Annotated in this window: 9 protein-coding genes and 1 tRNA gene; 6 read left to right on the plus strand and 4 right to left on the minus strand. The window is 66.3% G+C overall.

The features are described 5' to 3' along the window. Nucleotides 1-299 precede the first annotated feature (299 nt). Entirely contained in the window at nt 300-1,346 is a 1,047-nt protein-coding gene (locus RJ05_RS03600; protein ID WP_174343892.1) for an NAD(P)H-dependent flavin oxidoreductase, read from the plus strand. Nucleotides 1,347-1,403: 57 nt separating this feature from the next. Beyond that, nucleotides 1,404-1,796 (plus strand): SCO5389 family protein, encoded by a 393-nt coding sequence (locus RJ05_RS03605; protein WP_036533089.1) that lies wholly within the window; start codon nt 1,404-1,406, stop codon nt 1,794-1,796. A 148-nt stretch (nt 1,797-1,944) separates the two neighbouring features. Here RJ05_RS03605 and RJ05_RS03610 read toward each other — a convergent pair whose 3' ends face one another. The 3 genes from RJ05_RS03610 to RJ05_RS03620 form a co-directional block, all read right to left on the minus strand. Beyond that, a complete protein-coding gene (locus tag RJ05_RS03610; RefSeq protein ID WP_036533091.1) occupies nt 1,945-3,591 on the minus strand; it encodes a long-chain fatty acid--CoA ligase in 1,647 nt (548 codons plus the stop codon). A 512-nt stretch (nt 3,592-4,103) separates the two neighbouring features. Next, the gene (locus RJ05_RS03615; RefSeq protein ID WP_036533092.1) at nt 4,104-4,523 is read right to left on the minus strand and encodes a type II toxin-antitoxin system VapC family toxin; all 420 of its coding nucleotides are present in this window, start codon (nt 4,521-4,523) and stop codon (nt 4,104-4,106) included. Then, nucleotides 4,523-4,777 carry a type II toxin-antitoxin system VapB family antitoxin gene (locus RJ05_RS03620; RefSeq protein ID WP_036533093.1) on the minus strand — a complete coding sequence of 85 codons (255 nt, stop codon included), beginning with the start codon at nt 4,775-4,777 and terminating at the stop codon, nt 4,523-4,525. Before RJ05_RS03620 ends, RJ05_RS03615 begins: the two co-directional genes overlap by 1 nt. 378 nt (nt 4,778-5,155) lie before the next feature. Here RJ05_RS03620 and RJ05_RS03625 point away from each other — a divergent pair, with 378 nt between their 5' ends. Together RJ05_RS03625 and RJ05_RS03630 are read left to right on the plus strand one after the other, a co-directional pair. Beyond that, nucleotides 5,156-6,298, plus strand: coding sequence for an acyl-CoA dehydrogenase family protein (locus tag RJ05_RS03625; protein WP_036533095.1), 1,143 nt, complete (start codon nt 5,156-5,158; stop codon nt 6,296-6,298). A 75-nt stretch (nt 6,299-6,373) separates the two neighbouring features. Further along, nucleotides 6,374-7,840, plus strand: a complete 1,467-nt coding sequence (locus RJ05_RS03630) for a flavin-containing monooxygenase (RefSeq protein WP_036533096.1) — start codon at nt 6,374-6,376, stop codon at nt 7,838-7,840. A gap of 3 nt (nt 7,841-7,843) precedes the next feature. Here the strand turns inward: RJ05_RS03630 and RJ05_RS03635 are convergent, their stop codons facing one another. Continuing rightward, nucleotides 7,844-8,065, minus strand: a complete 222-nt coding sequence (locus tag RJ05_RS03635) for a hypothetical protein (RefSeq protein WP_156090791.1) — start codon at nt 8,063-8,065, stop codon at nt 7,844-7,846. A gap of 122 nt (nt 8,066-8,187) precedes the next feature. Here RJ05_RS03635 and RJ05_RS03640 point away from each other — a divergent pair. After that, nucleotides 8,188-8,260: transfer RNA gene (locus tag RJ05_RS03640), tRNA-Arg, on the plus strand. A 577-nt stretch (nt 8,261-8,837) separates the two neighbouring features. Continuing rightward, on the plus strand, nt 8,838-9,998 hold the full coding sequence (locus tag RJ05_RS03645; RefSeq protein ID WP_156090792.1) for a hypothetical protein: 1,161 nt from the start codon (nt 8,838-8,840) through the stop codon (nt 9,996-9,998). The last annotated feature ends 161 nt before the right edge of the window (nt 9,999-10,159 follow it).

Consider the following 10,159-nt stretch of genomic DNA (forward strand, 5'->3'; position numbering starts at 1 on the left):
CCCTCGACACCATCGCCGAGAAGGCTGGAGACGGTAACGGAACTGGGGCCTACTCGGTGCTGCGGCAAAGCTTCGTCCTAGCGTCCGATGAACAATGGTCACGGATGCCGATCCCGGTGCCGACCGTTCGAGTAACGATCTGCCGGAACCGAGCGAAATAACGTTTCGGCATCCGTCGTGACGGGAACTCTACCCCGTCGTGACCATTTCGCAACCTTCGGTGCCGTTTCAGTCACGTCTGCGCAGGTAATCGCAGGTCAGGCACGCCCTTGGCAAGGTAACGACGGCAGACTCGAACCGTGATCATCGACGATATCGACGTGCCGATCGTGCTCGCCCCGATGGCGGGCGGGCCCTCCACCCCCGAACTCACCGCCGCGGTCGCCGAGGCCGGCGGATTCGGCGTGCTGGCCGCCGGGTACCTCACCGCGGCCGCCCTCGCCGACCGCATCGCCGCCACCCGCGCGGCCACCGCGAAGCCGTTCGGGGTGAATCTGTTCGTCCCGACCCCGCCGACCCCTCCGGCTGCCTTCGCCGGATACCTGGAGCGGTTGCGCGCCCGATTCCCCGTGGGCGAGCCGACCCATGACACCGACGACTGGGACGCCAAGCTCGACCAGCTCACCGCCGACCCCGTCGCGGCGGTGACCTTCACCTTCGGCTGCCCGTCGGCGGCGGACGTGGCGCGCCTGCACGAGGCGGGCTCGGAGGTGTGGGTGACGGTCACCTCGCCCGCGGAGGCCGCGATCGCGGTCGACGCCGGCGCCGACGTCCTCGTTGCCCAGGGCGCCGAGGCGGGCGGGCATCGCGCCACCTTCGTCGACCGGGTCGCCGATGACGCCGTCGACCCGCTCGGCCTGCTGGCCCTGCTGCAATTGCTCACCGCGTCGACGGATCGGCCGATCGTCGCCGCGGGCGGCATCGCCACCGGTGCGGGCATCGCCGCCGCACTCGCCGCCGGTGCGAGCGCCGCGCAACTGGGGACCGCCTTCTTGGCCTGCCCGGAAGCGGGCACCAATCGACTCCTGCGCAACGCGATCGGCACCGACACCCCGACCATGCTCACTCGCGCCTTCACCGGACGACGCGCACGCGGCCTGCGCAACCGCTTCCTCACCGACTTCACCGCCGACGCTCCCGTCGCCTACCCGGAGATCCACTACGCCACAGGGCCATTGCGCGCCGCCGCGCGAACCGAAGGCGGTGCCGACGCGGTGAACCTCTGGGCCGGCCAAGCACAGTCGCTGACCAGGCAACTCCCCGCCCGCGAGCTGGTCGCGACCCTCGCCGACGAAACGAAAACCGCACTGGAATCGGCACTTTCACGAGCAATCCAGTCTTGTTGACAACGACTTTCGTTTAGAATCGAGTCGCCGAATGCAGCGAACCGACAGGAGAGCGCTATGTCCCTCGATGTCCCCACCGCACTGCTCGAACGCGCCGAACGAGGCGAGGTAGACGACGCCGAGTTCGTCGAATGTGTCAAGAACTCACTGCCCTACGCCTGGGAAGTGGTCAGCCGGGTCGCCGGTGAATTACAAGAGGGCACTGCCGAATTCGCCGACAACGAGGTCCCACCGCCGGACGAGGTCGCCCGCGGTCAGCTGCTGCGCGCCCTGGCCTCGGATGCGATCCGCGGCGGCCTGGAACGGCATTTCGGGGTCAAGCTGGCGTTCCAGAACTGCCACCGGGTGGCGGCGTTCCCGCTGTCGGCTGTCGGCGGGGAGACCTACACGCGGTTCATCAGCACCCGCGCGCAGTTGTTGAATCAGAGTCCGGAATTGCGGAACTGCTGATTGGGGTTGGTCCTGGGTCAGGGTTCGCATAGGTTGTGGCGGATTTCGGGTGTTATAGCCTGTGCGAAGTGGTCAGAACCTATGCGAAGGTTGAGATCTGACGATGCGGCCCCCGCTCCGGTTCGGAGCGGGGGCCGTTTCGGTTGGGTCAGCCGAGGGTGATGACCGACAGGTCGCCGTCGGCGTACTGGGCGCGCAGGCGCTTCTTGTCGAACTTGCCGACGCTGGTCTTGGGCACCTCGTCGATGAAGGTCCAGCGTTCGGGCAGCTGCCATTTCGCGAACTTGGCCGCGAGGAACTCACGCAGTTCCTCGGCCTGCTTCTCGCCGGCCTCGCCGCCCTCGGTGAGCACGATGGCCACCAGCGGGCGCTCGTCCCACTTCTCGTCCGGCACACCGATGACGGCGGCCTCGGCGACCGACGGGTGACCCATCACGGCGTTCTCCAGATCGACCGAGGAGATCCACTCGCCGCCGGACTTGATGACGTCCTTGGAGCGATCCACCAGGGTGAGGTAGCCGTTGGGGCTGATCTTGCCGACGTCGCCGGTGCGCAGCCAGCCGTCGTCGAACTTGTCGGGGTCGACCGGGGAACCGTCGGGCGAATAGTAGGAGCCGGTGATCCACGGACCGCGCACCTCGAGCTCGCCGAGAGATTCGCCGTCGTTGGGCACCACGCTGCCGTCGTCGGCCACCAGCCGCGCCTGCACGCCGGCGGGGAAGCGGCCCTGGGTGATCCGGTAGGCCCATTCCTCCTCGCCTTCCACACCGGCGGGTGGATGCGCGACGCTGCCCAGCGGCGAGGTCTCGGTCATGCCCCAGGCGTGGATCACCCGCACGCCGTGCTTTTCCTGGAAGTCGCGCATCATCGACGGCGGCACCGCCGCACCACCGACGACCACCGACCGCAGATGCGTGATGTCCTGCGGGGCCGCGGCCAGGCCTGCCAGCACGCCACCCCAGATGGTCGGCACCGCGGCCGCGAAGGTCGGCTTGACGGCGGCCATCATCTCCAGCAGCGGACCCGGCTGCAGGAAACGGTCCGGCATCAGCAGATTCGCGCCCGCCATCAGCGCCGCGTAGGGCAGGCCCCAGGCGTTGGCGTGGAACAGCGGGACGATCGCGAGGATGGTGTCGGTGCTGTAGAGGCCCATGCCGTTCGGCGAGGTGGCCTGCATGGCGTGCAGCCAGTTCGAGCGATGCGAGTAGACGACACCCTTCGGGTCGCCCGTGGTGCCGGAGGTGTAGCACATCGCGGCGGCCGAGCGTTCGTCGAGGACCGGGAAGTCGAAGGTGTCGGACTGCGCATCCAGCAGTTCCCGGTAGGAATGCACCTGCACGCCCTCGGGTGCGGTGAGGGTGGCGGCGTCACCGTTGGCGACGATGACGTGGCGCACCGTCTTCAACCGCGGCAGGTACTGCGCGAACATCGGCACCAGCGTGCCGTCAACGATGACGACCTGATCCTCGGCGTGGTCGGCCACGAACACCAGCTGGTCCGGGAACAGCCGGATGTTGAGCGCGTGCAGCACCGCGCCCATCGCGGGCACCGCGACGTAGGCGACCAGGTGCTCGTTGTTGTTCCACATGAACGTGCCGACGCGATCGCCCTCGCCGATCCCGAGCCCACGCAGCGCGTTCGCCAGCCGCGCCGCGTCGGCGCCGACCTCGCGGTAGGTCATGGTGCGCACGCCGTCGCCGGTCCAGGTGGACACGGTGGCGTCGCCGACGAAGGTCGACGCGTACCGCAACAACGTCGCCAGCGACAGCTGGTCGTCCTGCATGGTGCTCAACATCGGAAAAGACCCCTCACTCCCGGGCGAACGGTCATGCCCTGGCGCTTGGGCCAGGGCATGAGCCACATCACACCGGGAGCCTACCGAAGAAGGGTAGGCAGGAGTGGGTGGGGTCGGTCACAGTCGGGGGCCACTGCCGGTCGAGGCGGCGGGCCGAGGGAGCGGCCGCCCGGCTCAGCTCCGGCGGCTCGCGATACACCACACGCGTTGCGCACTTGTCGGCGCGGGAGGGTGGGTGTCAGCACAGCGCACGCTCCGGGCAGCGCCGCTCGAACGCCCCCGAACCCGACCCCCGAGCAATACAGATACCCACTGCGATGGCCATCCCGCTGCGGGGCCTGAATAGGCAGCCCCGCAGCGGTGCCGGTCAGCCGATCACGTCGGCGATGCGGTCGACCTGTTCCGGGTCGGTGCCGTAGCAATAGAGCATGACCTCGTCGGCGCCGAGGTCGGCGAATTGCTTGATCACCGCGCGGATCTCGTCGGGCGTGGTGCGCAGGCGAGATCCAGCCCTACGGCTCGACGACCTCTTCCACCTCCGGCACCGGCACAGCCATGATGTCGGTGCGCGGAAAGTCATCGCCCTTGAACAGGAGCGGCTCCCCGCTCACCTTGGACAGCGCGTACGAGAAGCAGTCACCGTAGTTCAGCGCCGCCGGATGACGCCCCTTTCCGTACTGGCGATATGCACCACGCGCGATGTGCGCGTGCTCGGGATGCACGGCCACGAGATCCACACCCGCACGATGTAGCCACAGATCGAGCTCACGCCCTCCGGCTTCGCCGAATCGACTCTCGATGACGATCGACGTCTCGAGGTATGTCGCCGCCGACATCAGGCGCGTTGGATCCGCCTCGATCGCAGCCTCATACCGCGGGGCTTCAGGTTCGTCATTCAACATGGCGACGACAGCTGAAGTATCTATGACCATCAGGCAGGCAGCCCATTCTCGTCGTAGCCGAGAATCTCATCGGGGGTGCGATCGTCGACCACCGGAAGTGCCGCGCACCGGCGTCGAATCGCGGCGAGCTCCTCGCGCACCGGCACTGCTCTGGCCTGTCCTGCCTTACGCGCCAAGCGCTCACGCAACGCGATGACAACCGCCTCGGTCAGCGTCTCCCCCGTCTGAGCCGCGAGTTCACGCGCCAGACGATCGGCCTCTGGATGCTTGATACTCAATGCCATTTCTAGATTCTATACCTCCTGGAAGAATCTAGAAAGATGCAGGTGGCATGCACGACCGCCTCCGGCCCCGGCGTACCGGCGGCACCCCCAGCTTGCCGCCGGCACCGGGTTCCGGTGAACCGGACCCGTCACGGGTCTAGCGGCCGAGGCGTGTTCATGCCAACTCCGGCGGCGAAAAATAGACCCGACCGAGACCTGCGCGGGTTGCATCCCGAGTGACTCGCGGGCGCCGATCTCGCCCAACATCGCCCTGAACTGCGGATTCGCTGGATCCGCCGGCTGGATCGACGGCCCGGGATTCACGCACAGATGCACACGCATAACGTGAGCGTCATCGGTATCGAACCGTGGACGATGTGACCAGCGGAGGTTGACACCATGCCAGTGGAGCGAATGCTGCCCACCCCCGAGGCTCGGGACCTGATCGAGCTGACCCGCGATATCGCGGACAAGGTGCTGCAACCGCGGGTCGTCGAATGCGAGAAGACCGAAACCTTTCCCGACGGCGTCTTCCCGGCGCTGGGCGCGGCCGGTCTGCTGAGCCTGCCGTATCCGGAGGAGTTCGGCGGTGGCGGCCAGCCCTACGAGGTCTACCTCCAGGTGCTCGAGGAGCTGGGCGCGCGCTGGGCGGCGGTCGCGGTGGCGGTGAGCGTGCACAGCCTGTCGTGTTTTCCGCTGTTCACCTTCGGTACCGACGAGCAGAAGCAGCGCTGGCTGCCGACCATGCTCTCCGGTGAAACCATCGGCGCCTACAGCCTTTCCGAGCCGCACGCCGGTTCCGACGCCGCCGCGCTGCGCTGTCGCGCCACCGCGACCGACGACGGCTACCGCATCAACGGTTCGAAGGCCTGGATCACCAACGGTGGCCGCGCCGATTTCTACACCCTGTTCGCCCGCACCGGCGAGGGCTCGCGCGGGGTGTCGTGTTTCCTGGTGCCGAAGGACACCGAGGGCCTGAGTTTCGGCAAGCCCGAGGAGAAGATGGGCCTGCGCGCCGTCCCGACCACCACCGCGAGCTACGACGACGCCTTCGTCCCCGCCGAACGCCTGATCGGCGATGAGGGCCAGGGTCTGACGATCGCGTTCAGCGCCCTGGATTCCGGCAGGCTCGGCATCGCGGCGGTCGCGACCGGTCTGGCTCAGCGCGCGCTCGACGACGCGGTCGCCTACGCCAAGGAGCGAGAAGCGTTCGGCAAGCACATCATCGACCACCAGGGCCTCGGTTTCGTGCTCGCCGATATGGCCGCCGCCGTCGACTCGGCGCGCGCCACCTACCTCGACGCCGCCCGCCGCCGCGACGCCGGACTCCCCTATTCCCGCCAGGCCAGTGTGGCCAAACTGGTGGCCACCGATGCCGCCATGAAGGTCACCACCGACGCGGTGCAGGTGCTCGGCGGGTACGGCTACACCCAGGACTTCCCGGTCGAGCGGTATATGCGCGAGGCCAAGGTCATGCAGATCTTCGAGGGCACCAATCAGATCCAGCGCCTGGTGATCGCCCGCCAGCTCGCCGGGCAGTGACCCGATGGCCGGAAATGTGGATTTATTGTCCGTCGATCTCTTCGGACCTGCCCGTTTCCGGCCTACCCTCGAACCATGACATCGCCGTCGATCATCATCATCGGAGCCGGTTTCGGCGGGCTCGGCATGGCCCTGGAGCTGCGTCGCGCCGGGATCGGTGAGTTCACCATCCTGGAGAAGGCCGCAGACCTCGGCGGCGTGTGGCGGCAGAACACCTATCCCGGCGCCGCCTGCGATGTGCCGTCGCCGCTGTACTCCTGGTCCTACGAGCCGAAATCCGATTGGCCGCGGCGGTTTTCCGAGCAGGCCGATATCCACGCCTACATGCGCGGCGTCGCCGACAAATACGGGCTGACCCGGCACATCCGGTTCGGCGTCGAAGTCACCGACGCGGAGTTCGACGAGACCACCGCGCAGTGGCAGGTCCGGCTCTCCGACGGTTCGACTCTGACCACCGACGTGCTGATTTCCGCCGTCGGCCAGCTCTCGCGTCCGGCCATGCCGAATATCGCGGGCATGGACACCTTCACCGGGCCCGCGTTCCATTCCGCCGAATGGGACCACGGCGTCGACCTCACCGGTAAGCGGGTGGCCTGCATCGGCACCGGCGCCAGCGCCATCCAGTACATCCCGCAGATCCAGCCGAAGGTCGAGCAGCTGACGCTGTTCCAGCGCTCGGCCGCGTGGATCATTCCGAAACCCGATGTGGAGTACCGGCCGATCCACCACACGCTGTTCAAATACCTTCCGCCGCTACGGATGGCGGAGCGGTTCGTGGCGTGGTCGTTCTTCGAGCTGATCGCCCTGGCCATCACCGATGTTCCCAGCCTGAAGGGGCCCGTGGTCGCCATCGCGGACCGCCATCGCGAAAAGCAGGTCCCCGATCCGGAACTGCGCGCCAAGCTGACCCCCGATTACGAGGCCGGCTGCAAGCGCGGGCTGCTGTCCAACGACTACTTCCCCGCGCTCACCCAGCCGAACGTGCACGTGGAGACCACGGCGATCACCGAGATCACCGCGAAGGGCGTGCGCACCGCCGACGGGGTGGAGCACGAGGTCGACGTCATCATCTACGGCACCGGCTTCAAGGGCACCGAATTCCTGGCGCCGATGAACATCTACGGCACCGGCGGGCGCAAACTCGCCGACGCCTGGGCAGCCGAAGGCGCCCGCGCCTACCTCGGCGTCTCGGTCCCCGACTTCCCTAACCTGTTCCTGATGTACGGCCCGAACACCAATGTCGGCTCCGGCTCGATCATCTACATGCTCGAAGCCCAGGCCCGCTACATTCGCCAGATCATCGAATACCTCACCGAGCACCCCGGCCGCGGCCTCGCCGCCCGCCCCGACACCGAACAGCACTGGGACGACTGGCTACAAAACCGCCTGAAGGACACCCCCTGGAACTTCTGCTCCAGCTGGTACCGCAACGCCTCCGGCCGCATCACCAACAACTGGCCCGGCGCAACCCTGCTCTACCGCTGGAAGACCCGCCGTTTCGACCCGGCCGACTACCAGGAGTCCCGCGTCCCCGTCAGCTGACGCTCAGAGCCCGACCGAACCGGTCGCGGGCAGCAACGGGTTGATGATCTTCGCCAACGCGCACAACACCGGCGAACCGAACGGCGGGCACGGCACCGCCACGACAGCCGTCCCCGCCTGCTCCCCCACCCCAGGAGCAGGCGCACCGGCCTCCGCCGCCGCCACCCCACTCCCCAACCCCGCAACCACCATCGCCCCAGCAACGATCACCGACATCCGCCGCATATCCATCTCCTTCCACAACCTGTCCTCACCCCCCTCATACCCCCTCTCCGCCATCCCACGCACCACAGATGCTGTCCCCACGCCCCATACCCGGTAGACTCCCACCGTCCCCCACCGGACTGGCCCTCGTAGCTCAGGGGATAGAGCACCGCTCTCCTAAAGCGGGTGTCGCAGGTTCGAATCCTGCCGAGGGCACGCCGCAGAACTGCGATCCGCTGAGATGCGGGTCCGCAGCTCTTCGCTGGTGGTATTTGTATCCGCACCTCGTCCCGGTTAGCGCCGCGATTATTGTCGTGCCGGTAGGCCGTGAATCATCCGGCGCTGATCTTCGAATTCGTTCCTGGCCACGACCTCGACCGCAGGGTGCCCTCGTTATCCGGCCATCCATAACCGCATTCGACGAGGTTATCGCGGTAATCGAGGCGGGCCGGAAGCCACTGCCCGACATCGGCTTCCCATCCCTAAGAACAGCTTTAGACTGCGTGATCTAACCAATCCAGAAATAGCGCGGCAGGGTCGCTAGCAACCTCAGAATGGTGGAAGACAACGCGTGACCGATCCGGACGAGGCTGGGTTCGACTGGGACGATCTAGACGACGAAGGAGCCCGGGACGTCGAGGAGAGTCCGCCGCCAGAGGACGACATAGTCGATGCTCAGCGGCCCCGCGTTGTCATGTCCCTTCCCAGCGGGGAAGGCTCGCTGGTATTGAGAGGGCCTGGTGCGGGGCGGACGGTCATACCATCTTCGCTCTCAACCCACGGGCTCCCAACGATGACCGTCGGCACGCTTCCAACCCGAGACCAGGCGCTGTCCGGTCAACAGGCATTGATGATCGTTCATCGACCCCAGGAGCATATCGACGACATCCCCCGCCTCCTCGCGTCGATCCTGGCAGTAACAGCAGGAGGTGTCAGCCTGGCCGCCTCCGTACTGTTGCCGGAGGCCAAAGCCGCCGCCCACGCTAAATGGTTCGATGACTGCGCAGCCGCTGCTGTGAGGATCGCCGACCCTGCGTGCTTCCTCCTCGATCCCTCGATCGTTCGGGTGAGACCGATATCTTCGGAGGAGAAGCAGTGTGCACCGTATCTCACGAACGAATCACCGTCGATCAGCGAGATCCTGGATACGCAACGTGCTGCCGGTGCCAACCTGTTGTTATCGTCCGGTCGAGCATTGGATCCATCAGAGGGCCAACGAGCGCTGAATATCGTCTTCGCTGAGGCGACATCCGCCCTGGAATCGTTGTCCGAGGATGAGCGGCTCGCCCTCAACCTCACCCTACCGGCTCAATGGCTGACCCGACCAGCAGCTCGGACGCTGCTCCTGGACCAGCTTCTGGAACACGACCAATTCGACATATGGCATATCCGCGTTCAGTTGCCGGCTGGGCTTTCGCCCTTCCAGCAAGCGATCGACCCCAACCTTCTCGAGGGTTATAGGAGGCTAGCCAACCTTGCCGAAGACGAAGACCGGGTCCTGCTGCTACCCCAAACCGGCCTAACAGGATGGCTACAGCTCGGCCTCGGTGCGACAGGGTTTGGCGCTGCTTCTTCTGAAACCAGCCAGATGTTCGTGGAGGACAAAGGCCGGCCCCGCCATGGAGACATCTCCGAAGTCCCGCACTACTTCGAACCCGAGTTGCTCCACGCGGTCGACCGCAGTGTGCACGATATCTTGAGCGCCAATCCTGCGTACTACTGGTGCAACTGCCCTTACTGCCCGGCGTTGCGGGACGGATCATGGACCGATCGAGCAGCCAAGCTGCACCAGCTACACTGGCTCGGACTTCTCGCTGCTGACGCAATGTCGGGAAAGTCTGCCCGGTCGCAGATAAGGCGACGCCTGCGACGAGCTCAATCCGCAGCGAGGTACGCTCCGTTATTCGGGCCGAACGTTCCTGAGCACCTGCAAGCCTGGGAGCCGCTCCTATAGTCGCCGGCAGCGTCTGCCCGAAGAACGGCTGAATATCGCCAGACAACCGACCGGCAAGCTGAAACGTGGCCGCGCTCTGCAAACAATTCGCGCTCAGCACGACGAGGACCCGACATACGGGTTCAACGACAGAACGCAACGAACCATCGACCGACACGGAC

The sequence above is a fragment of the Nocardia cyriacigeorgica NBRC 100375 genome, assembly GCF_000308555.1.
In the GTDB taxonomy this organism is placed as follows: Bacteria; Actinomycetota; Actinomycetes; order Mycobacteriales; family Mycobacteriaceae; genus Nocardia; species Nocardia cyriacigeorgica.